Genomic DNA, 21,070 nt, shown 5'->3' on the forward strand with positions numbered 1-21,070 from the left:
GGACGGCCGGAGACGGGACGACCCCGCCCCGCCGCTCGGGGGAGCGAGCGGCGGGGCGGGGTCGTGAGTGGTGCGGGGTGATCCTCGGCGTCAGGCCTTGGTCACGTCCTCGATCTCGTCGTCGTCCTCGCGACCGGGGGTCTTGATGTCGAACTTGATGATCGCGAAGCGGAAGAGGAAGTAGTACAGCGCGGCGAAGACCAGGCCGATCGGGATGATCAGCCACGGGTCGGTCGCGAGGTTCCAGTTGAGCAGGTAGTCGATCAGGCCGGCCGAGAAGCCGAAGCCGTCGTGGACACCGACGGCCCAGGTCACGGCCATCGACAGACCGGTGAGCAGGGCGTGGATGACGTACAGCACCGGCGCGATGAACATGAAGGAGAACTCGATCGGCTCGGTCACACCGGTGACGAAGCTGGTCAGGGCGACCGAGATCATCATGCCGACGACGGCCTTGCGGCGCTCGGGGCGGGCGCAGTGGGCGATGGCCATCGCGGCGGCCGGCAGGCCGAACATCATGATCGGGAAGAAGCCGGACATGAACTGGCCGGCGCTCGGGTCACCGTGGAAGAAGCGCGGGATGTCGCCGGTCCAGACCTGGCCGGAGGCGTCGGTGAAGCTGCCGACCTGCTGCTGGAAGAAGGTGTTCAGGAACTGGTGCATGCCGACCGGGATCAGCATGCGGTTGGCGACGCCGTAGATCCCGGCGCCGCCGGCGCCGAGGCCGGTGAGCCAGTCGCTGGCGTTGGTCAGGCCGGTGCCGATCGGGCCCCAGGCGAGACCCATCACGACACCCAGCAGGGTGCCGACGAAGGCCATCAGGATCGGGACCAGGCGGCGGCCGTTGAAGAAGCCCAGCCAGTCCACGAGCTTGGTGCGGTGGTACTTCTGCCAGATCATGGCGCTGAGCAGACCGACCACGATGCCGCCGAAGACGCCGGGGTTCTGCGGCTTTCCGTCGGGCAGCGCCGCGGTGACCGTCCCGTCCATCGGGAAGGCGGTGAGCACGTTGTGGTAGACGAGGTAACCGACCAGGGCGGCCAGCGCCGTGGAACCGTCCGCCTTCTTGGCGAAGCCGATCGCCACGCCGACGCAGAACAGCAGTGGGAGGTTGCCGAACACGGCGTCACCGGCGGTGGCGAAGACCTTGGCGACCTTGCCCCAGCCGAGGCCGTCCGCGCCGAAGACATCGGGCTGGCCGAGGCGCAGCAGGATGCCCGCTGCCGGCAGCACGGCCACCGGGAGCTGGAGGCTGCGGCCGATCTTCTGCAGACCCTGAAGCAGGTTCTGGCCGAACTTCTTGGTGGGACTTGGCGTGGCCGGAGCCGCGGCGGGCGCCGGTGCCTGCGCAGACTGACTCATGGGGGTGGGTTCCTAACGACAGGGGCGGGTCGGTCGGGGGTAGGTGCACAGGGGGCCGAACCGCGAACTGGTCTACACCACACGTGGTGTAGACCAGTTTTGTAGCACGGGTGGAGAAGGGGGGGAACCCCTGAAAGCGGTGCTGGTGAGAAGCGCTATGAAATCGAAACCTACTTGCGGATCAACGATCATGATTACCCGCCGTGATTGGGATTTTGGCTATTTGCGCAACAAAAAGGCCCGGGCGCTCGGCGGGTGGTGCGCGGAGGCCCGGACGGGGCCGGACAGTGGACGAATGGTCGGCCGGGCCGGGCGGTGCCGGCGGACCTCGGTCCGGGTCGGGGTCCGACTCGGTGGGGCGGGCCGGACGGCGGGGCCGGGCGCGGGGTGAGGTGGCGGCCGCGGTCGGCGGCGGGCCGGCCGGGACCGTCGCCGGTCAGCGGCGGCGATCGTCGGCGTGATCGCGGGACGCCGCCCGCCCCCGTCCGGGTGCCCGGTATTTCCTGACACATTGAGATCGGTCTCGGCGCAGGTGTCCCGCCTTCTCGGTGAAACCGGCGGTAGCGCCCGGGGGCGGCGGCGGTGGCCGATTGCCGAACGCGGTATCGCCGGCGGTGGTGATCTCTCCCCCCACCCGGGCCCGCTCCCGCCGCCGTGGGCGCTCCGGCGGCCCCGGGGCAGGCCGCCCACGGCCGGTCCGGCTCCGGGCCCCGGGCGTCCGGCGGGCCCCGGATCACCCTGGGAGGGATATCTCCGTCCTTTTCGTGGCCATCGGAACCGGCTCTTTTCGGATATGCCGAAGGCCCCCGGGCCGATGCTCCGGAGGCCTTTTTCGGATGGCGCGTGGTGACGCTCGGTTTATGCCTTGGTCACGTCCTCGATCTCGCTGTCGTCCTCGCGTCCGGGGGTTTTCAGGTCGAATTTCAGGATGATGAACCGGAACAGCGCGTAGTACACGGCGGCGAAGCAGAGCCCGATCGGGATGATCAGCCAGGGCTTGGTGGCCAGGCTCCAGTTGATCACGTAGTCGATCAGGCCGGCCGAGAAGCTGAAGCCGTCGTGCACCCCGAGGCCCCAGGTCACCGCCATCGACGCACCCGTCAGTACGGCGTGCACGCCGTACAGCGCCGGGGCGATGTAGGCGAAGGAGTACTCGATCGGTTCGGTGACGCCGGTGACGAAGGAGGTGAGCGCCACCGAGGTCATCAGGCCGTAGATCTCCTTGCGGCGGTGCGGCTTGGCGCAGTGGGCGATGGCCATCGCGGCGGCGGGCAGCGCGAACATCATGATCGGGAAGAAGCCGGAGGTGAACTGGCCCGCGGTGGGGTCGCCCGCCAGGAAGCGCGGGATGTCGCCGTGGACGATGCTGCCGTCGGGCTTGGTGAAGTCACCGAACTGGAACCAGACGAAGGTGTTCAGCAACTGGTGCATGCCGATCAGCAGCAGCGCGCGGTTGGCCAGGCCGAAGATGCCGGCGCCGCCCGCGCCCAGGTCGGAGAGGTCCTGGCTGAGGTCGGTCAGGCCGCGGCCGATCGGCGGCCAGACCCAGAGGGCGACGCACGCGGTGGCCAGGCCGACCAGGGCGGTGATCATCGGCACCAGGCGGCGGCCGTTGAAGAAGCCCAGCCAGTCCACCAGCCTGGTGCGGTGGAAGCGGACCCAGAGCCAGGCCGTCATCAGGCCGATCAGGATGCCGCCCAGCACCCCCGGGTTCTGGTACGTCGCCGCCGCCGCCCGCGCCGAGGTGTAGTCCACGCACTGGTCGCTGACCAGTACCGTCGGCGGCTTGCAGTGCTCCGGGAAGGCGTGCAGCACCTTGTAGTAGACGAGGAAGCCGACCACGGCGGCCAGCGCCGTCGAGCCGTCCGCCTTCTTCGCCATGCCGATCGCGACGCCGATGCAGAAGAGCAGCGGCAGCCCCAGCGAGGAGTCCAGCAGCGCGCCGCCCGCCGCCGCGAAGACCTTGGCCACGTCGTCCCAGCCGAGGCCGTCCTTGCCGAAGACGTCGTCCTGGCCGAGCCGGTTGAGGATGCCCGCCGCCGGCAGGACCGCCACCGGCAGCTGGAGCGAGCGGCCCATCTTCTGGAGTCCGCCGTAGAAGGTGTGCCACCACGTGGTCTGCGGGGCTGTGGCGCCTGCCGAACTCATCCCTGGCCCTCCGAGAGCAGTTGCCGATCGCTGGCCCCGTGGGGGACCCTCGGACGGGGCTCAGGAACGCCCGGGGCGCTTCCTGCGTTCATCGGAGTACCCATATATTGGTGTAGACCACTTTTGGGTTGCAGGCCGCGCGCGCCGGGGCGCAAGCCCCACTGGTCGTCATCCTCGGACGAAGATCCAGACCGTGCGCGTCGGAATGGGCCAAAAGTGGACTAACGTGGCAGATCGGTCCTGCTCGGGTGATGCTTGTCGCGCTGCCGCGCGGCGCGACGACGGCTGAATCCGCATCAGCACCGACAGCGATCCTCCCCGGTCTTCGGCCGGGGTACCCCCGCACAGCGCAGGACGGCACCCGGCAGAGCAGCCGACGGGCCGAGACAGAGGGAGAAATCAGATGGCCAGCAAGGCTGAGAAGATCGTCGCCGGTCTGGGCGGCATCGACAACATCGAAGAGGTCGAGGGCTGCATCACCCGCCTGCGCACCGAGGTCAAGGACGCCTCCCTCGTCGACGAGGCAGCCCTGAAGGCCGCCGGCGCCCACGGCGTCGTCAAGATGGGCACCGCCATCCAGGTCGTCATCGGCACCGACGCGGACCCGATCGCGGCCGACATCGAGGACATGATGTGAGCTGAGCCCACCGGGCTCGCCCTCCCCGGCCCGCCGACCCCAGGTCGGCGGGCCGAGGCATCCCCGGGGCACCCGTGCGAAGCGACTACGCTCGATGCCTATGTCACGCATCGACGGCCGCACCCCCGACCAGCTCCGCCCCATCACCATCGAACGGGGCTGGAGCAAGCACGCCGAAGGCTCCGTCCTCATCTCCTACGGCGACACCAAGGTGCTGTGCACCGCCAGCGTCACCGAAGGCGTCCCCCGCTGGCGCAAGGGCAGCGGTGAGGGCTGGGTCACCGCCGAGTACTCCATGCTCCCGCGCGCCACCAACACCCGCGGCGACCGCGAGGCCGTCAAGGGCCGCATCGGCGGGCGCACCCACGAGATCAGCCGCCTCATCGGCCGCTCCCTGCGCGCGGTCATCGACCACCGCGCCCTCGCCGAGAACACCATCGTCCTCGACTGCGACGTCCTCCAGGCCGACGGCGGCACCCGCACCGCCGCCATCACCGGCGCCTACGTCGCCCTCGTCGACGCCGTCTCCTGGGCCCGCGAGAAGAAGATCCTCCGCGCCAAGGGCCAGCCCATCACCGGCGGCGTCAGTGCCGTCAGCGTCGGCATCATCGACGGTGTCCCGATGCTCGACCTCCAGTACGAGGAGGACGTCCGCGCCGAGACCGACATGAACATCGTCTGCACCTCCGACGGCCGCTTCGTCGAGGTCCAGGGCACCGCCGAAGGAGCCCCCTTCGACCGCGCCCTGCTCGACCAGCTCCTCGACCTGGGCACCCTCGGCTGCGCCGAACTCGACGAGATCCAGCGCAAGGTGCTGGAGGGCTGAGCCGCTCCCCGGCCGCCCAACGGGCCCCGGTGCCTGGCCGGTTGTACGGCGTCGCTGCTGTACAGGCCGGGCCCGGAGCCCGTACGGTTCCCGCAGCACCCCCGTTGCGGGAACCGCGCACCCCTCGGCGCGCGTCCCCTCCCTTCGGAACCCGCGCACCCAGGAGGACCGGATGCCCCCGAGCATCGCCCGCCCCGCCACCCTCGCCGTGGCCGGCCTGATCGCCATCCTCCCGCTCAGCGCGGTCAGTTGCTCCGCCGCCCAGAAGGCCCTCGACTGCGGCAACACCGCGGTCCGGATCACCGGCGACCTCGCCGACGTGACCAGCGCCTACGACAACGCAAGCAATGACGCGGCCGCCGCCGGGCAGGCCCTGCAGAAGCTGAAGAACGACCTCGACCAACTGGGCAGGAACTCCAAGGACACCGATGTCGCCAAGGCCATCAGCGACCTCCAGACCCAGGTCGACAAGGTCCAGAAGGCCGTCAACGACAAGGAGGTCCCGGACCTCAAGCCGCTGGGCGACGCGGCCGGGAACCTCACGCAGGTCTGCGGCAGCTGACCGGCGGTGACGGTTGGCTAGGGTGGGGGCATGTCCACCCGACTGATCCTCGCCACCCGTAACCAGCACAAAGTAGCCGAACTTCGCGCCATTCTCGGCGCCGCCGGCCTGGACGTCGAACTGGTCGGCGCCGACGCCTACCCCGAGATCCCGGACGTTCGCGAGACCGGTGTCACCTTCGCGGAGAACGCCCTGCTGAAGGCGCACGCCCTGGCGCGGGCCACCGGGCTGCCCGCGGTCGCCGACGACTCGGGCCTCTGCGTGGACGTCCTCAACGGTGCCCCCGGCATCTTCTCGGCCCGCTGGGCCGGCAAGCACGGCGACGACCGCGCCAACCTCGACCTGCTGCTCGCCCAGCTCTCCGACATCGACGCCCCGCACCGCGGCGCCCACTTCTTCTGCGCGGCCGCCCTCGCGCTCCCCGACGGCACCGAGCGGGTCGTCGAGGGCCGTCTCCTCGGCACCCTCCGGACCGCCCCCGCGGGTGACGGCGGCTTCGGCTACGACCCGATCCTGCAGCCGCTCGGTGAGGCCCGCACCTGCGCGGAGCTGACGGCGGACGAGAAGAACGCCATCAGCCACCGCGGTCAGGCCTTCCGTGCCCTCGCCCCGGTGGTGAAGGACCTCCTCGGCTGACGAGGCCTCGGAGAACGACGAAGGCCCACCCGGAGATCGCCTCCGGGTGGGCCTTCGATGTGAAGGCTGGTGCGGCCTGAGGGACTCGAACCCTCACGGGATTTCTCCCATGGGCACCTAAAACCCAGGCGTCTGCCAATTCCGCCAAGGCCGCTTACACCATTGCCTCTCATGCTACTGGGACCATGCGTGCGGTCGCACCACCCTTTCCCCGGCGTGGTCGGCGGCGGGTCTCCGGCGGCCCCCCGGCCGGGTCCGCGCCGGGCCCTCGGCGGGCCCTTGACCTGACCCCCGGTGAGTGCGTGGTTGACCGGCGATGTTTGGGATTTGATTACCAATTGGTACAGACCTATTGACCTATGTGGTTCAGACCACATAGCTTCAGCGCCAATCTGTAATCCCCCACGTGCGTGCTCCCCCACAGGCATGCGCCGACACTCTCTCCCGGAGGACCGAGTGTTGATCAGAACCACGGCGGAGCAGCGTCCCACCGCTGTTCGCCGCCGCAAGAACCCGGCCGCCCGGGCAGGCGTGGCCTCGCTGGCGGCAGCCGGTCTGGCCGGTCTGCTGCTGGCGACGCTCGGCGCGGCGCCCTCGCAGGCGTCCGCCACCGTCGACAACGCCGCCTGTCGTCCCGACGGCATGTACCAGACGCCCGGCGTGGACGTTCCGTACTGCAACGTCTACGACACCGCCGGCCGCGAGAAGATGGGCGCGGACCACCAGCGCCGCATCATCGGGTACTTCACCGGCTGGCGTACCGGCAAGGACGGTACGCAGCCCTACCTGGTGAGCGATGTCCCCTGGGACAAGGTCACCCACCTGAACTACGCGTTCGGGCACGTCGGCGGCGACAACAAGCTGTCCGTCGGCACCGACAACGACAAGAACGAGGCCACCGGGATCTCCTTCCCGGGCGTGCCCGGCGCCGAGCTGGACCCGTCGCTGCCCTACAAGGGCCACTTCAACCTGCTGACGAAGTACAAGAAGCAGTACCCGAACGTCAAGACCATGATCTCGGTGGGCGGTTGGACCGAGACCGGCGGGTACTTCGGTGACGACGGTAAGCGCGTCAACAGCGGCGGCTTCTACTCGATGACCGTCAACCCGGACGGCAGCGTCAACCAGGCGGGCATCGACACCTTCGCCAGCTCGGCGGTCGACTTCATCAAGAAGTACGGCTTCAACGGCGTCGACATCGACTACGAGTACCCGACCTCGATGAAGGACGCCGGCAACCCGCTGGACTGGCAGCTCGCCAACAGCAAGCGCGGTTCGCTGGCCAAGGGCTACGCGGCGCTGATGAAGACGCTGCGGGAGAAGCTCGACCGGGCCGGCGCCACCGACGGCAAGCACTACCTGCTCTCGGTCGCGGCCCCGTCGTCCGGCTACCTGCTGCGCGGCATGGAGACCTTCCAGATCGCGCAGTACCTGGACTACGTCGACATCATGTCGTACGACCTGCACGGCTCCTGGAACAAGTACGTCGGCCCGAACGCCTCGCTGTTCGACGACGGCAAGGACGGCGAGCTGGCGGCGGCCAACGTGTACGGCACCGGCCAGTACGGCGGCATCGGCTATCTGAACGCCGACTGGTCGTACCACTACTTCCGCGGCGCGATGCCGGGCGGCCGGATCAACGTCGGCCTGCCGTACTACAGCCGCGGCTTCAAGAACGTCACCGGCGGCACCAACGGCCTCTGGGGCACCGCGTCCGCGACCACCTGCCCGGTGGGCTCGGGTCTGACCGCGTGCGGTGACGGCGCCGTCGGCATCGACAACATCTGGAACGACAAGGACGACGCGGGCAAGGAGTCCCCGGCGGGCTCGAACCCGATGTGGCACGCCAAGAACCTGGAGAAGGGCATCGTGCCCGACTACCTCTCCAAGTACGGCGTGAAGGACACCGCGCTCCAGGGCACCTACACCCGCAACTACAGCTCCACCCTGGTGGCGCCGTGGCTGTGGAACGACACCAAGAAGGTGTTCCTCTCCACCGAGGACGAGCAGTCGGTGGGCGCCAAGGCCGACTACATCGTCAACCAGGGCGCCGGCGGCGCGATGATCTGGGAGCTCGCGGGCGACTACAAGTGGGACGCGACCGCCAACGGCGGCAAGGGCCAGTACGTGCCGGGCTCGACGCTGACCTCGCTGATGTACGACAAGTTCAAGGCGGCCTCGCCGTACGGTGCGACCCGCTCGACGATCGCGCTGCCGCAGCAGACCCTGCCGATCGACGTGTCGTTCACCAACTTCGCGCTGGGTGACTCCAACTACCCGATCAACCCGAAGATCCACATCGTCAACAACTCGGCGCTGACCCTGCCGGGCGGCACCGAGTTCCAGTTCGACTACAGCAACTCGGCTCCGGGCAACGCCAAGGACCAGTCCGGCTTCGGGCTCCAGGTCATCAAGCAGGACAACCCGGGCCCGGGCAACGTGGGCGGCCTCAAGGGCACCTACAACCGGGTGTCGGTCAAGCTGCCGGGCTGGCAGTCGCTGGCGCCGGGCGCGTCGATCGACATGGACTTCGTCTACTACCTGCCGGTGACGACCCCGTCCAACTGGACGGTCAACGTCGGCGGCACGCTGTACGGCCTGAAGGGCGACCTGACCCGGGGCGCCGTGGACGGTGGCACCCCGTCGCCGACCCCGACCCCGACGGCCACCGCGACCGTGTCGCCGACCGCCTCGCCGACCGCCACCGCGACCGCCACCGCCACGGCGACCGCGACCGCCACGCCGACCCCGGGTGCCTGCACGGGCGCGCCGAGCTGGGACGCGGACACCTCCTACGCGAGCACCACCAAGGTGTCGTGGAAGGGCCACTACTACCAGAACAAGTGGTGGACCAAGGGCGACGACCCCAGCGCCAGCGGTGCCTGGGGGGTCTGGAGCGACCTCGGGACCTGCTGATCGGTCGATCCGATGAGCATGGCTCTCTGAGGTGAGAGACGGCGGTGGCGGTGCACCCGGTCGGGGGGTGCGCCGCCACCGCTGCCGTCTGCCCGGGGAGACGCCGGACCGGGCGTCAGGGGGCTTCGGGCGTCAGGCCGCGTCGACCTTGAGGTCGCGCAGCAGCTTGGCGACGTGCCCGGTGGCCTTCACGTTGTACAGGGCGTGCTCGACCTTGCCCTGCTCGTCGACGATCACGGTGGAGCGGATCACGCCGGTCACCGTCTTGCCGTACAGCTTCTTCTCGCCGAACGCGCCGTACGCCTCCAGCACCGCCTTCTCCGGGTCGGAGAGCAGGGTGACCTTGAGGTTCTCCGCCTCGCGGAACTTGCCGAGCTTCTCCGGCTTGTCCGGCGAGATGCCGATGACGTCGTACCCGGCGCCGGCGAAGACCTCCAGGTTGTCGGTGAAGTCGCAGGCCTGCTTGGTGCAGCCGGGGGTGAGCGCGGCCGGGTAGAAGTAGACGATCACCTTGCGGCCGAGGTGGTCGGCAAGGGACACCTGCGTGCCGTCGGCGTCGGGCAGGCTGAAGGTCGGCGCGGTGTCACCGGGCTGGAGACGCTCACTCACGGTTGGACTCTCCTGGTGCGTGGACGGGCGGTCGTACCACGGCAAACTTACCTCCGATGGTGGGTGGGGCCGCGCGGCCCTGCTCGGCAGCTGACAAACTGGTTCAGTCGTACAGGACAACATCAGTGAATTGGGGTGGCCCGAGTGGGCGAGGCGAGCACGAAGGACAAGTCGACGCGGACGACCGCCCAGATCGAGGCGGACATCTCCCGGACCCGCACCCAGCTGGCGGCAACCCTGGACGAGCTCGCCATGCGTGTCCACCCGAGCACCATCACCGCCCAGGCCAAGGCGAAGGCCGTGGCCGCCGTGGAGGAGAAGGCCGGCCGGGCGTACGTGGCGGCCAACGGCGCCGTCGAGAAGCTCAGGGCCCAGTTCGTGGACGAGAAGGGGCAGCCGCGCAAGGAGCGGATCGTCCCGGCCGCGCTGGTCGGCGTCGGCCTGGTGCTGCTGGTCGCCTCGGCCCGGAAGCGCCGCAAGGGCTGACCCGCGGAAGCGCGGGCCCGCGAGGGGCTCACGAGGGGCCGGGCGCGTGCGCGCCCGGCCTCCCGGATGCCGGGCCGGCGTCACACCGGTCGCCCCGGGGCGGTACCTTCGGGGTCGTGAGTACGAACGACGAACCGACCCGGCAGTCCGCTTCGCCCGAGCACGACTCCCCGCGCCACGACCGGCTCGGCGAGAAGCTGCCGATCAAGATGCTGCACGACCGCGTCCTGGTGAAGACCGAGGGCAGCGAGGGCGAGCGCCGCTCGACCGGCGGCATCCTCATCCCCGCCACCGCCGAGCTGTCCAAGCGCTGCACCTGGGCGGAGGCCGTCGCGGTCGGCCAGAGCGTGCGCTCGGTGGAGCCCGGCGACCGGGTCCTCTACGACCCCGAGGACAAGCTGGAGGTCGAGGTGCGCGGCGCCACCTATGTGCTGCTGCGCGAGCGCGACCTGCACGCGGTGGCCGCGATGCGGTTCGGCGACACCGAGGGCTCGACCGGGCTCTACCTCTGAGCCTCTGAGCTTTGAGCCTCTGAGCCTCTGGGCCCAGGGCGCTGGTCCGGGCGCTCCGAGTCGCCCGGACCCTCCGGCGGGGCTTCCGACCGGTGACGACCCGGCGTTGTCAGTGGGCGGCAGTAAAGTCCCGGCATGACCAGTCGCATGCCTCTGATCAGTGATGAGCAGCGTCGCGCCCGGGTGGGGCGGCGGCACCTGCTGGCGCCCGCGGAGCGGGCCGCGGCCGTCGAGGAGGTGGCCGGCGCGGTCGTCGGGCTGCACGCCTCCGACGCGGCGACGGTGTACCTGTCGGCCTGCGCGCGGCTGGCGGAGCCCTCGGCGGCGGAGGTGGAGCGGGCACTCTACGAGGACGTCACGCTGGTGAAGCTGCTGTCGATGCGGCGGACGATATTCGCGGTGACGGAGGAGTTCGCGCCGTATGTGAGCGCGTCGAGCGCGCGGGCGATCGCCGCCCGGGAGCGGGCCACGCTGCTCAAGCACCTGCGGGAGTTCGCCGAGGGCTGGGACGAGCGGCGGCTGGCCGAGACGGAGCGCGCGGTGCTGGCGGCGCTGGAGCGGCGCGGCGAGGCGACGACCGGCGAACTCGGCGCGGACGTCCCGGCGTTGCGCGAGACGATGCTGATGTCGGCGGGCAAGCCGTACGAGGCGAAGCAGAGCGTGGGCAGCCGGCTGCTGCGGCTGCTGGCCTCGGACGGGCACGTGCGGCGGTGCCGTCCGCGCGGGTCCTGGCTGAGCAGCAGCTATCCGTGGGCGCCGGTGCCGCCGTGGCGGGACGTGCCGGTGCGGGAGGCGAAGGCCGAGGTGGTGCGGCGCTGGCTGGCGGCGTACGGGCCGGCCACGGTCGAGGACGTGAAGTGGTGGACGGGCTGGACGCTTGGGGACACCCGCAAGGCGCTGGCGGACGTCGCGGCGGAGGACGTCCGGCTGGCGGGCGGGGTGGCCGGGCTGGTGCTGCCGGGGGACGCGGAACGGGTGGTGGAGCCCGAGCCGTGGGCGGCGCTGCTGCCGGGCCTGGACCTGACCACGATGGGCTGGCGGGTGCGGGACTGGTACCTGCGGGCGGAGGACGTCCCGGCGCTGTTCGACCGGGCGGGCAACGCCGGCCCGACGGTCTGGTGGTGCGGCCGGGTGGTGGGCGGCTGGGCGCAGCGCCCCGACGGTGAGGTGGTGTGGCGGCTGTTCTCGGACCTCGGGGCGGAGGCGGAGGCGGCGATCGGGGCGGAGGCGGCGCGGCTGGCGGGCTGGCTCGGCGAGGTGCGGGTGACGCCGCGGTTCCGGACGCCGCTGGAGCGGGAGTTGGTGTCGGGGGTGTAGCGGTCGCTGAGGTGCGTCACCGTCCGGCGCGTCACGGCCCGGCCGGTGGGGTGGAGCCGGCGGCGGGTGCGGTGGCGGTCGCGGTGGGCGGGGCGGTCGGCCGGGGCGAGGTGGGCCGGCTGGTGGGGGTCGGCTGTGTCGGGGTGGGCGCGGTCGGGCTGGGCGCCTGCGGGGTCTGGTTCGTCGTCGGCTCGGGGACCGCGGTGGGCTGGGTGGTCGGGGCGGTGGGCGGCTCCGGGGTGCCGGGCGGCGCGGTCGTGGCGGTGGCGCTCGGGGAGGAGGAAGGCGAGACGGTGGCGGTGGCCGTCGGGCCGCTGCTCTGGCCGGTGCTCTGGCCGGTGCCGTGGCCCGGCTGGAGGTCGAAGTGCTGGACGGCGGTGCCGTCCAGGGCGTCGGACATGTAGGCGGTCCAGATCCGGGTGGGGAAGGCGCCGCCGTTGATCCGGGTGAGGCCCGCGGTGCCGGCCAGCGGCTCCTTGGCGTGGGTCTTCGGGTTCTCCCGGAACAGGCCGACGGTGGTGGCGAGTTCGGGGGTGAAGCCGGCGAACCAGGCGGAGAGGTTGGAGTCGGTGGTGCCGGTCTTGCCGGCGGCGGGGCGGCCGAGGTCGAGGGCGGCGGCACCGGTGCCGCGCGGGCCGACGACGTCGCGCAGCACGTCGGTGACGGCGTCGGCGGTGCCCCGGTCGAGCGCGGTGGTGGGGACGTGCTCGGGCATCTTGGGGACGTCGATGGAGCCGGAGTCGGCGTTGAGGCGTTCGAGTTTGACCACGGACCACGGGGCGTACGCCGCACCGTGGTTGGCGAAGGCGGCGTAGGCGCCGGCCAGGTCGAGGGCGCTGGGGGTGGCGGTGCCGAGGGTCATCGAGGTGTTGGCCGGGTCCATGCCGGGGACGTTGTCGGGGATGCCGAGCCGGACGGCGGTCTCCCGGACGTGTGCGAGTCCGGCGTCCACCCCCTCCTGCGCGTACACCGAGTTGACGGACTTCGTCATGGCGTAGCGCAGGGTGATGTTGCCGTAGTCGATGTCGTCCTCGTTGGGCGGGGCGTAGGGAGTGGGGCCACCGGTGACCGGGCGTTCGCTGGTGCCGTCGTAGCGGGTCTCGGTGGTGATCGGGCGGCCGTCGCCGCTGCTGCGGCCGGAGTCGAGCCCGGCGGCGAGGTCGATGGGCTTGAAGGTGGAGCCGATCTGGTTGTCCTGGCGCAGGGCGTCGTTGTAGGGCTGCTTGGCGTAGTCCGGGCCGCCGTAGACGGCGACGACGCGGCCGTTGCCGGGTTCGACGGAGGCGCCGGCGACGCGGACGTCGGTGTCGGTACCGGGCCGGGCCCTGGGGTCCAGTTCGTCGGTGAGTTCCTGTTGGACGGCGTGGACGAAGGCGTCCTGCTTGTTCTTGTCGAAGGTGGTGGTGATGCGCCAGCCGCCGGCCTTGAGGGTGGCGGTGTCGACGATCCCGGCGGAGGTCAGGTAGTCGTCGGCGACGCCGACGAGGTAGCCGGCCTGGCCGCTGAGGCCGGTGGCGGGCTGCGGGTCGATCGGGTCGGGGAAGGCGGTGGCGGCGCGGTCGGCCGGGCTGAGGAAGCCGAGTTGGACCATGCCGTCGAGGGTGTAGTTCCAGCGGGCGACGGCCTTGTCGCGGTTGGCCGGGGTGGCGGTCTTCACGTCGTAGGCGCTGGGGGCCTGGAGCAGGGCGGCGAGGTAGGCGCCCTGGGCGAGGGTGAGGTGGGAGACGTCGGTGCCGTAGTAGGCGTGGGCGGCGCTCTGGATGCCGTAGGCGTTGCGGCCGAAGTAGCTGCTGTTGAGGTACCCGGCGAGGATCTCGTTCTTGTCGCGCTGCTGGTCGACCTTGAGGGCGATGAACAGTTCGCGGCCCTTGCGGGAGATGGTCTGGTCCTGTGTCAGGTAGTAGTTCTTGACGTACTGCTGGGTGATGGTGGAGCCGCCCTGCATGCCCTTGCCGAGGAGGGTGTTCCAGCCGGCCCGGAGCATGCCCTTCAGGTCGATGCCGCGGTTCTGGTAGAAGGTGCGGTCCTCGGCCGAGACGACGGCGTGCTGGATGTCGGGCGGGATCCGGTCGATCGTCACGTCGGTCCGGTTGACGGCGCCGGTGCGGGCGATCTCGGTGGTGCCGTCGGAGTAGAGGTAGATGTTGTTCTGCGCGACGGCGTGGGCGTTGGGGTCGGGCACCGGGACGAGGACGTAGAGCACCGCGAAGGCGCCGACGGCGAGCAGCAGGACGGTGGTGAGGGCGCCGAGGGTGACCCGCCAGGTGGGCAGGAGCCGGCGCCAGAACGGGAGGGCGCGTCGGGCCTGGCGGCGAGCGGCACGTTTGGCCCGGCGGCGGGTGCGGCGATCTGCCCTCATGGTCATGCCGCGATTATGTGCTATTTGATCCGGAATCAGGCCCTTCTCTTTTGGCCCAACGGCCGTGGCGGCCGGGTTTGGTTCCGTTCGTCCGGAGTCGGTGGCGGGCGGGGCCGGGGCCTGCTCCGGGCCGGGGTGGGGGAAGGGCGGAAAACCCGGTGCGCGGGGTGATCGTCGGCGGTACGGTGAAAGGTGCAAACCACATAGCGCACCCACTTCGTGCAGCTCCGCCCGCCCTGCCCGGCACCCCCGGGTGGTGCCGGTCGGAGCCGGTCCGGCGTGCGCTGACGCCTACGGGCCGATGCTTGCCCGTATTTGTCGACAAGGAGACAATATGCCGAATGTCGAACCCCATGAGACGCGGCTCGGGCCCCCTCCCGATCCGGCCGGTCCGGTCGGCCTCTACCTGGCCGTCGCCTGGGGAGCCTTCCGGCGCTACTCCACCTACCGGGCCGCCACCCTGGCCGGCGCCTTCACCAACACCGTCTTCGGCTTCATCCTCGCCTACACCTTCGTGGCCCTCTGGCAGGCCCGCCCCGGGCTCGGCGGCTACGACCAGAGCCAGGCCGTCACCTACATCTGGGTCAGCCAGGCGCTGCTGGTCACCGTCGCGGTCTGGGGCGGCGGGTTCCAGGACGACGTCCAGGACCGCTTCCGCAGCGGCGACATCGCCATCGACCTCTACCGCCCGGTGGACTTCCAGGGCTGGTGGCTGGCCACCGACCTCGGCCGGGCCGGCTTCCACCTGGTCACCCGCGGTGCGGTGCCCATGGTCGCGGGTGCGCTGGTCTTCCGCATCCGACTGCCCGAGCAGCCGCTGACCTGGGTGTTCTTCCTGTTCTCCGTGTTTCTCGCGGTGGTGGTCAGCTTCGGGCTGCGCTTCCTGGTCTCGCTCACCGGCTTCTGGCTGCACGACTCGGAGGGGGTCCGCTCGGTGATGCTGGTGGTGTCGATGTTCTTCTCCGGGATGCTGCTGCCGCTCTCGCTCTTCCCCGGCCGGCTCGGTGACCTCGCGCCCGTGCTGCCGTGGGCCGCGCTGGTACAGGTGCCGACCGACGTCTTCCTGGAGCGCTCGACCGGGGCGGGGCTGCTCGGCCCGCTCGGCTTCCAACTCGCCTGGGCCGCGGTGCTGCTCGCCGTCGGCCGGGCCGTCCAACTGCTCGCGACCCGCAAGGTGGTGGTCCAGGGTGGCTGACCTGACGACAGCGGCCGACCGGGCGGCGTCAGACCCGGCGGCAGCGGCCGACCGGGCCTCGTGGGCCGCCGGGACCTCGTGGACCGACCCGACGACCGGGACCCTGCTGGGCCGGACGCGCTGGGCGCTGAGCTGCTGGCGGCTCACCGCCGGGATGTGGATGCGCGCGATGATGTCGTACCGGGCCTCGTTCCTGCTGATGCTGGTCGCCAGCATCGCCGTCACCTCGCTGGACTTCGTCGTGGTCGTGCTGATGTTCCAGCACACCGACCGGCTCGGCGGCTGGACCCTGCCGGAGCTCGGCTTCCTCTACGGCACCTCCGGCTTCGCGCTCGGCACCGCCAACCTGCTGGTCGGCTCGATCGAGGGCCTCGGCCAGCGGATCAAGGCCGGGACGCTGGACACCGTGCTGATCCGGCCCGCACCCGCGCTCGCCCAGCTCTGCGCGGAGCGCTTCTCGCTGCGGCGGCTCGGCCGTCCGCTCCAGGCGCTGGCGGTGCTGGCCTGGGCCCTGCCCGCGCTGGACGTCTCCTGGACCTGGGACCGGGTGCTGCTCGTGCCCGTCCTGCTGGTCTGCGGCACGGCCATCTTCGGGGCGATCTTCGTCGGCGGCGCGACCTTCCAGTTCTGGTGGGGAGAGGCCAAGGAACTGCAGAACTCCTTCACCTACGGCGGCGCGACGCTGCTGCACTACCCGCCGACCGTCTTCGCCAAGGAAATGGTGGCGGGCGTGGTCTTCGGCGTCCCGCTGGCCTTCGTCAACTGGCTGCCCGCCCTGCGCATCCTCGACCGGCCCGACCCGCTCGGCCTGCCCGCCGCCTTCCAGTACGCCTCGCCGCTCGCGGCGGCGCTCAGCCTGGCCGCAGCCGGCCTGGCCTGGCGCGCGGGGCTGCGGGCGTACCGCGGTACCGGCAGCTGACGGCTGCTCGCTTCCCTCGTCCCCTCTGAACGGAGAACTCCCATGGCACTGATCGAACTCGAAGACGTCCGCCGCACCTTCACCGTCCGCGCCAAGGCCGGCCGGCTGAAGCGGGAGAAGCGCGAGGTGCGCGCGGTGGACGGGCTGAGCTTCGGCATCGAGGCCGGCGAGTGCGTCGGCTACATCGGCCCCAACGGCGCCGGCAAGTCCACCACCGTCAAGATGCTCACCGGCATCCTGGTACCCACCGGCGGGCGGCTGCGGGTCGCCGGAGTGGACCCGGCCCGGGAGCGGGTCACCCTCGCCCGGCGGATCGGCGTCGTCTTCGGCCAGCGCACCACGCTCTGGTGGGACCTGCCGCTGCGCGACTCCTACGAACTCGCCCGCCGCATCTACCGCATCCCCGACCAGCGATATCGCGCCAACCTGGAACGCTGCGTCGAACTGCTCGACCTCGGCGCGCTGCTGGACACCCCGGTACGGCAGCTCTCGCTCGGCCAGCGGATGCGCGGCGACCTCGCGGCGGCGCTGCTGCACGACCCGCAGGTGCTCTACCTGGACGAGCCCACCATCGGGCTGGACGTGGTCAGCAAGGGCAAGGTGCGCGAGTTCCTGCGCGAGGTCAACCGGGAGCAGGGGACCACCGTGCTGCTCACCACCCACGACCTGACCGACATCGAGCAGCTCTGTGACCGGGTGATGGTGATCGACCACGGCCGGGTCGTCTACGACGGCGGGCTGGACGGTCTGCACGCGGCCGGTGAGAGCGAGCGGACCCTGGTCGTCGACCTCGCCGAGGCCCGTCCGGCGATCGAGGTGGCCGGTGCGCGGGTGGTGAAGGTGGAGGGCCCGCGCCAGTGGCTGGCCTTCCCGGCCCAGCAGAGTGCCGCCCCGATCGTGGCCGCGGTCGCGGACCGCTACCCGCTGGTCGACCTCTCGGTCCGCGAGCCCGCCATCGAGGACGTGATCGCCCGGATGTACGCCGAGGTCGCGATCGGCTGACCGGGCCCGCGCCGCGGGCGGAGCGCGCCCGGCCGGGCGGGGCCGGGCGCGTGGCCGCTCGTCGGTGTGCGTCGGTATGCGTCGGCGGGCGTCGGTGTGCGTCGGCGGGTTGGCAGCGCGTGTCGGCGGGTGGCGGCGGTTGAGGGCGCGTAAGGGCGGTTGGCGGCGCTCGAAGCGTTCGCCCGGCGTGCTCAGGTGGGGCACGCCGTCCGCTCGCGCCGGGCAACGGGCAGACTGGCGGGGTGAGTGACGAAGCCTTCAGCGGGACCGGCCCCGGGGTCCGGTTCACCGCGGCCGATGAGGAGAAGAGACGTGGCGTCCGCCGGATGAAGACCTTCGCGACCGGCCTGCTGGCCTTCGCGACCCTGGTCTTCGCCCTCGCCACCTGGGCGCAGGCGGCCGGCGCCGGCGCCTGGGCGGGCTATGTGGCGGCGGCCGCCGAGGCGGGGATGGTCGGCGCGCTCGCCGACTGGTTCGCCGTGACGGCGCTGTTCCGGCGCCCCTTCGGCCTGCCGATCCCGCACACCGCGATCATCCCGACCAAGAAGGACGCCTTCGGCCGGTCGCTCGGCGACTTCGTCGGCGACAACTTCCTCTCCGGGCACGTGGTGCGCGGCCGGCTCGCCGCGCTCGGCATCGCGCGCCGGCTGGGGGAGTGGCTGGCCGCCCCCGGCAGCGCCGAGCGGGTCACCAAGGAGGCGTCGGCGGCGCTGCGCGGGGTGCTCGCGGTGCTGCGGGACGACGACGTGCAGGCGGTCGTCGGCGAGGCGGTGACCAGACGGGCCGCCGCCACCTCGGTCGCCGAGCCGATGGGCCGGATGCTCGGCAAGGTCGTCGCCGACGGCGGCCACCACGGGGTCGTCGACCTGATCGCGGTACGGGCGCACGGCTGGCTGACCGAGAACCACGAGGAGGTCATCCAGCGGGTCACCCAGAAGACCCCGGGCTGGACGCCCCGGTTCATCGACCACCAGGTCGGCGAGCGGGTCTACAAGGAGCTGATGCGGTTCGTCACCGACATCCGGGACGACCAGGACCACCCCGCGCGCGGCGCCATCGACAACTTCCTCGCCGACTTCGCCACCGAGTTGCAGACCGACCCGGAGACCATCGCCCGGGTCGAGCGGGCCAAGGCCGATCTGCTGGCCCGCTCCGAGGTGCAGGACCTGATCGCCTCCACCTGGGCCGCCGTTCGCACCCTGGTGCTGAACGCCGCCGAGGACGAGGACAGCGAACTGCGCCGACGCATCCGCGAGGGCGTGCGCGACTTCGGCGCCCGTCTGGTCACCGACCGGAAGCTCCAGGCCAAGGTGGACGGCTGGCTCCAGGACGCCGCCCAGTACCTGGTGGAGACCTACCGCGCCGAGATCACCTCGCTGATCTCCGAGACGGTCGCGGGCTGGGACGCCGACGACGCCTCCCGCAAGATCGAGGCCAACGTCGGCCGCGACCTGCAGTTCATCCGGATCAACGGCACCGTGGTCGGCGCCCTGGCCGGTCTGCTCATCCACACCGTGGCCGTCGCCCTCGGGGGGTGACTTAGGCTTGCGCCCCGCACTGTCCGCGCGGACGGTGCGGATACTGCGGACACTGCTGATACGCGCGTAGAGGAAGAAGGGCACCACCGTGGTCCAGCCGGACGGAAGTCGGATCGGAACCCCCAGCGGAAGCGACGGCGCGAACGCCGCCGGAAACCGGGGCATCGAGGCGTTCATCGCCGGGATGCCGAAAGCGGAACTGCACGTCCACCACGTCGGATCGGCCTCGCCGCGGGTGGTCGCCGAACTGGCCGCCCGCTACCGCGGCCACGCGAAGGTGCCGACCGACCCCGCGGCCCTCGCCGAGTACTTCAGCTTCACCGACTTCGCGCACTTCATCGAGGTCTACCTGAGCGTCGTCGACCTGATCCGCGACGCCGAGGACGTCCGCGCGCTGACCTACGGCGTCGCCGAGGACATGGCCCGGCAGAACATCCGGTACGCCGAGCTGACCGTCACCCCCTACTCCTCGGTCAGCCGGGGCATCCCGGACGTCGCCTTCATGGAGGCCATCGAGGACGCCCGGGTGCGGGCCGAGAAGGACCTCGGCGTCGTGCTCCGCTGGTGCTTCGACATCCCCGGTGAGGCCGGTCTGGCCGCCGCCGAGGAGACCGCCCGCCTCGCCGTGGACCTCGCCCCCGAGGGCCTGGTCAGCTTCGGCCTCGGCGGCCCGGAGATCGGCGTGCCGCGCCCGCAGTTCAAGCCGTACTTCGACCGGGCGCGGGCGGCCGGCCTGCGCAGCGTCCCGCACGCGGGCGAGACCACCGGCCCGGAGACGGTCTGGGACGCGCTGCGGGTGCTCGGCGCCGAGCGCATCGGCCACGGCACGCAGGCCGTGCGGGACCGGGCGCTGCTGGACCACCTCGGCGAGCACCGGATTCCGCTGGAGGTCTGCCCGACCTCCAACATCGCCACCCGGGCGGTGGAGCGGATCGAGGAGCACCCGATCAGGCAGATGGTCGACGCGGGGCTGCTGGTCACTGTCAACAGCGACGACCCGCCGATGTTCGGGACCGACCTCAACACCGAGTACGCGGTGGCGGCCCGACTGCTGGACCTGGACGAGGCCGGGGTCTCGGCACTGGCGCGCAACGCCGTCGAGGCGTCCTTCCTGGACGCGGCCGGGAAGGCCAGGATCGTCGGCGAGATCGACGCCCACCTGGCCGGGTGGCAGCGGGGCTGACCTGCCCGTTCCGGCCTCGCCGGGTTTCTCCGGGTGGTCTTCCGTTCCTCTGCCGTGCGGCCTTCCACCCTCTACCGCGTGATCCTCCACCGCCCCGCCGGCTGTTGCCCGCGGGGCGGTTCGCTGTCGGCCGCACCCCCTGGTGTCATGGTGGCGCCACTCCGGCGATGGTGGTGCCAAAAAGGTCTGGCTGTGGCGCCAAGAGTGTGCCACGATGGCGCCATGGACCTCTCCCCGTACGTCGACAACCTCCGGCACGAGCTCGCGGTGGCGGCGGGCGCGGGTGGCGACGACGCCCGCGCCCTCGCCGAGCGGCTCACCCTGCCCCTGGAGTCGGCCGTCCGGCTCACTCTGCTCAACGCGCTCTCCGCGGCCGTGACCGAGATCACCCGTGACCTCGCCCCCGGCTCGGTCGACGTGCGGCTGCGTGGGCTCGATCCCGAGTTCGTGGTGACGGTGCCGCCGTCGCCGGAGCCGTACGAGAGTCCCAGGGGGGCGGTGTCATCCATGGTGCCATCCGTGCCACCCGTGGCGGCGGCGGCCCCGTTGGCGCCGGACTTGGACGACAGCAACACCGCCCGGATCAACTTCCGCCTCCCCGGTCACCTCAAGAGCAGGGCGGAGGAGGCCGCCGGGCAGGAGGGGCTCTCGGTCAACGCCTGGCTCGTCCGGGCCGTCGCCGCCGCCCTGGAGCCGGGGGATCCCGCCGCCCGCACCCCCGGCCGTACCCGCCCGGGAGTCGGGCAGGGCTACACGGGCTGGGTCCACTAGCCCGGGATCCGCCGCGCTCCGCCAGCAAGCGAGTCACTTCTCTTCCACGTCGCCCCCGCTCCCACCAGCGGGAACACACACCAGAGCCAAGA

18 protein-coding genes and 1 tRNA gene are annotated in these 21,070 nt (G+C 71.3%); 14 read left to right on the forward strand and 5 right to left on the reverse strand.

Annotation, left to right across the window (positions count from 1 at the left end):
- Positions 1-90: 90 nt before the first annotated feature.
- Positions 91-1,362, reverse strand: a complete 1,272-nt coding sequence (locus ACIO5D_RS20205) for a PTS transporter subunit EIIC (protein WP_363606655.1) — start codon at positions 1,360-1,362, stop codon at positions 91-93.
- Between the two features lie 858 nt (positions 1,363-2,220).
- Positions 2,221-3,510, reverse strand: a complete 1,290-nt coding sequence (locus ACIO5D_RS20210) for a PTS transporter subunit EIIC (protein WP_363606657.1) — start codon at positions 3,508-3,510, stop codon at positions 2,221-2,223.
- A gap of 403 nt (positions 3,511-3,913) precedes the next feature.
- Between ACIO5D_RS20210 and ACIO5D_RS20215 the strand changes: the two genes are divergently transcribed.
- From ACIO5D_RS20215 to rdgB, 4 genes are all read left to right on the forward strand, one after another.
- A complete protein-coding gene (locus ACIO5D_RS20215; protein ID WP_030060521.1) occupies positions 3,914-4,147 on the forward strand; it encodes a glucose PTS transporter subunit EIIB in 234 nt (77 codons plus the stop codon).
- 100 nt (positions 4,148-4,247) lie between these two features.
- The gene (rph, locus tag ACIO5D_RS20220; RefSeq protein WP_400655600.1) at positions 4,248-4,973 is read left to right on the forward strand and encodes a ribonuclease PH; all 726 of its coding nucleotides are present in this window, start codon (positions 4,248-4,250) and stop codon (positions 4,971-4,973) included.
- 172 nt (positions 4,974-5,145) lie between these two features.
- Positions 5,146-5,535: a hypothetical protein gene (locus ACIO5D_RS20225; protein WP_363606660.1), complete on the forward strand. Its 390-nt coding sequence runs from the start codon at positions 5,146-5,148 to the stop codon at positions 5,533-5,535.
- A gap of 30 nt (positions 5,536-5,565) precedes the next feature.
- Positions 5,566-6,171, forward strand: coding sequence for an RdgB/HAM1 family non-canonical purine NTP pyrophosphatase (rdgB, locus tag ACIO5D_RS20230; protein ID WP_400655603.1), 606 nt, complete (start codon positions 5,566-5,568; stop codon positions 6,169-6,171).
- A 67-nt stretch (positions 6,172-6,238) separates the two neighbouring features.
- Here the strand turns inward: rdgB and ACIO5D_RS20235 are convergent.
- Positions 6,239-6,325 (reverse strand) — tRNA-Leu (locus tag ACIO5D_RS20235).
- 272 nt (positions 6,326-6,597) lie between these two features.
- Between ACIO5D_RS20235 and ACIO5D_RS20240 the strand changes: the two genes are divergently transcribed.
- Positions 6,598-9,087 (forward strand): chitinase C-terminal domain-containing protein, encoded by a 2,490-nt coding sequence (locus tag ACIO5D_RS20240; protein WP_400796771.1) that lies wholly within the window; start codon positions 6,598-6,600, stop codon positions 9,085-9,087.
- A gap of 132 nt (positions 9,088-9,219) precedes the next feature.
- Here ACIO5D_RS20240 and bcp read toward each other — a convergent pair whose 3' ends face one another.
- Complete coding sequence (gene bcp / locus ACIO5D_RS20245) at positions 9,220-9,696, reverse strand: thioredoxin-dependent thiol peroxidase (protein WP_400796774.1); 477 nt, start codon at positions 9,694-9,696, stop codon at positions 9,220-9,222.
- Positions 9,697-9,840: 144 nt separating this feature from the next.
- Here bcp and ACIO5D_RS20250 point away from each other — a divergent pair, with 144 nt between their 5' ends.
- The 3 genes from ACIO5D_RS20250 to ACIO5D_RS20260 all read left to right on the forward strand — a co-directional run bounded on the left by ACIO5D_RS20250 (position 9,841) and on the right by ACIO5D_RS20260 (position 12,011).
- Positions 9,841-10,182, forward strand: a complete 342-nt coding sequence (locus ACIO5D_RS20250; protein ID WP_363606666.1) for a DUF3618 domain-containing protein — start codon at positions 9,841-9,843, stop codon at positions 10,180-10,182.
- 209 nt (positions 10,183-10,391) lie between these two features.
- On the forward strand, positions 10,392-10,694 hold the full coding sequence (locus ACIO5D_RS20255) for a co-chaperone GroES (protein ID WP_148645002.1): 303 nt from the start codon (positions 10,392-10,394) through the stop codon (positions 10,692-10,694).
- Positions 10,695-10,829: 135 nt separating this feature from the next.
- Complete coding sequence (locus ACIO5D_RS20260; RefSeq protein WP_400796776.1) at positions 10,830-12,011, forward strand: winged helix DNA-binding domain-containing protein; 1,182 nt, start codon at positions 10,830-10,832, stop codon at positions 12,009-12,011.
- 31 nt (positions 12,012-12,042) lie between these two features.
- On the opposite strand, the gene ACIO5D_RS20265 is transcribed toward ACIO5D_RS20260, so the two are convergent.
- Positions 12,043-14,376 (reverse strand): transglycosylase domain-containing protein, encoded by a 2,334-nt coding sequence (locus tag ACIO5D_RS20265; protein WP_400796779.1) that lies wholly within the window; start codon positions 14,374-14,376, stop codon positions 12,043-12,045.
- A gap of 328 nt (positions 14,377-14,704) precedes the next feature.
- Between ACIO5D_RS20265 and ACIO5D_RS20270 the strand changes: the two genes are divergently transcribed.
- The 6 genes from ACIO5D_RS20270 to ACIO5D_RS20295 all read left to right on the forward strand — a co-directional run bounded on the left by ACIO5D_RS20270 (position 14,705) and on the right by ACIO5D_RS20295 (position 20,978).
- A complete protein-coding gene (locus ACIO5D_RS20270) occupies positions 14,705-15,565 on the forward strand; it encodes an ABC transporter permease (RefSeq protein WP_400796782.1) in 861 nt (286 codons plus the stop codon).
- Complete coding sequence (locus tag ACIO5D_RS20275; protein WP_363606671.1) at positions 15,558-16,484, forward strand: ABC-2 family transporter protein; 927 nt, start codon at positions 15,558-15,560, stop codon at positions 16,482-16,484. Before ACIO5D_RS20270 ends, ACIO5D_RS20275 begins: the two co-directional genes overlap by 8 nt.
- Positions 16,485-16,526: 42 nt before the next feature.
- The gene (locus ACIO5D_RS20280; protein WP_400655612.1) at positions 16,527-17,486 is read left to right on the forward strand and encodes an ATP-binding cassette domain-containing protein; all 960 of its coding nucleotides are present in this window, start codon (positions 16,527-16,529) and stop codon (positions 17,484-17,486) included.
- Between the two features lie 242 nt (positions 17,487-17,728).
- Complete coding sequence (locus ACIO5D_RS20285; protein ID WP_363606674.1) at positions 17,729-19,024, forward strand: DUF445 domain-containing protein; 1,296 nt, start codon at positions 17,729-17,731, stop codon at positions 19,022-19,024.
- A gap of 163 nt (positions 19,025-19,187) precedes the next feature.
- The gene (locus ACIO5D_RS20290; RefSeq protein ID WP_363606793.1) at positions 19,188-20,207 is read left to right on the forward strand and encodes an adenosine deaminase; all 1,020 of its coding nucleotides are present in this window, start codon (positions 19,188-19,190) and stop codon (positions 20,205-20,207) included.
- A 222-nt stretch (positions 20,208-20,429) separates the two neighbouring features.
- Positions 20,430-20,978, forward strand: coding sequence for a hypothetical protein (locus tag ACIO5D_RS20295; protein WP_400796785.1), 549 nt, complete (start codon positions 20,430-20,432; stop codon positions 20,976-20,978).
- Positions 20,979-21,070: the final 92 nt, after the last annotated feature.

The sequence above is a fragment of the Kitasatospora sp. NPDC087315 genome, assembly GCF_044744345.1.
Taxonomy (GTDB): domain Bacteria; phylum Actinomycetota; class Actinomycetes; order Streptomycetales; family Streptomycetaceae; genus Kitasatospora.

Excerpts from the sequence above, each read along its gene's own strand:
- ACIO5D_RS20205 (WP_363606655.1), bottom strand. The coding sequence starts at position 1,362 with ATGAGTCAGTCTGCGCAGGCACCGGCGCCCGCCGCGGCTCCGGCCACG.
- rdgB (WP_400655603.1), top strand. The coding sequence starts at position 5,566 with ATGTCCACCCGACTGATCCTCGCCACCCGTAACCAGCACAAAGTAGCC.
- rph (WP_400655600.1), top strand. The coding sequence starts at position 4,248 with ATGTCACGCATCGACGGCCGCACCCCCGACCAGCTCCGCCCCATCACC.
- ACIO5D_RS20210 (WP_363606657.1), bottom strand. The coding sequence starts at position 3,510 with ATGAGTTCGGCAGGCGCCACAGCCCCGCAGACCACGTGGTGGCACACC.
- ACIO5D_RS20270 (WP_400796782.1), top strand. The coding sequence starts at position 14,705 with ATGCCGAATGTCGAACCCCATGAGACGCGGCTCGGGCCCCCTCCCGAT.
- ACIO5D_RS20260 (WP_400796776.1), top strand. The coding sequence starts at position 10,830 with ATGACCAGTCGCATGCCTCTGATCAGTGATGAGCAGCGTCGCGCCCGG.
- ACIO5D_RS20225 (WP_363606660.1), top strand. The coding sequence starts at position 5,146 with ATGCCCCCGAGCATCGCCCGCCCCGCCACCCTCGCCGTGGCCGGCCTG.
- ACIO5D_RS20295 (WP_400796785.1), top strand. The coding sequence starts at position 20,430 with ATGGACCTCTCCCCGTACGTCGACAACCTCCGGCACGAGCTCGCGGTG.
- ACIO5D_RS20255 (WP_148645002.1), top strand. The coding sequence starts at position 10,392 with ATGCTGCACGACCGCGTCCTGGTGAAGACCGAGGGCAGCGAGGGCGAG.
- ACIO5D_RS20280 (WP_400655612.1), top strand. The coding sequence starts at position 16,527 with ATGGCACTGATCGAACTCGAAGACGTCCGCCGCACCTTCACCGTCCGC.
- ACIO5D_RS20265 (WP_400796779.1), bottom strand. The coding sequence starts at position 14,376 with ATGACCATGAGGGCAGATCGCCGCACCCGCCGCCGGGCCAAACGTGCC.
- ACIO5D_RS20215 (WP_030060521.1), top strand. The coding sequence starts at position 3,914 with ATGGCCAGCAAGGCTGAGAAGATCGTCGCCGGTCTGGGCGGCATCGAC.
- ACIO5D_RS20240 (WP_400796771.1), top strand. The coding sequence starts at position 6,598 with ATGCGCCGACACTCTCTCCCGGAGGACCGAGTGTTGATCAGAACCACG.